1 protein-coding gene is annotated in these 540 nt (G+C 60.7%); it reads right to left on the bottom strand.

The window, feature by feature from the left end:
• On the bottom strand, nt 1-540 hold a 540-nt coding region (locus AC1D0P_RS27895; RefSeq protein ID WP_477679697.1), incomplete at both ends, for a PAS domain-containing protein.

Genomic DNA, 540 nt, shown 5'->3' with positions numbered 1-540 from the left:
AGGCTGAGATCTGCGACGTCACGACGGCGAAGGCCTCGTGCGCTTCCGGCTGCTGCGGCTCTTCCTGCGTGAGGAAGCGAAACGCGCCGGCGACCAGGATGCGGTTGCGCTCGCCAAGCAGAGGAGGCTTCCCGAGATCGACCAGCGAACCGATGACCCTGTCGCAGATGCCGGGACGGGAGAAGAGCGGCATCAGCAGCATTTCGAGTGATCCGTCCATTTCCTCGTCGGCGATGCTCCAGGCCTTGATGAGAAGCGGCGCCTGATTGGCCAGCACGGCCTCGACGCCTAGGCGGACCTTGTGACGATTGGGCGTATGCCAGAGATCGACAAAATTTTCTCCGCGCAGCTCGCGTCCCAGTATGGCACAGACACGTGTCCCGGCGAGACGGAACTGTGGCTCGCGTTGACGGTTCGTTTCGAGAATGAAAACGTCCGGGAGAACGGTTTTCAGTTCCGCCGGGTCGATTTCTGTGCGTAAAGGCGCGGTTCTTTCGCCGCGGATACGGTTAAAGTAGGCAAAAACCGTGTGTGTCGTTC

Source organism: Polaromonas sp. P1_G2 (assembly GCF_056405515.1).
The sequence above is the reverse complement of the archived record's forward strand: the minus strand, read 5'-3'. Positions and strand labels throughout refer to the sequence as shown.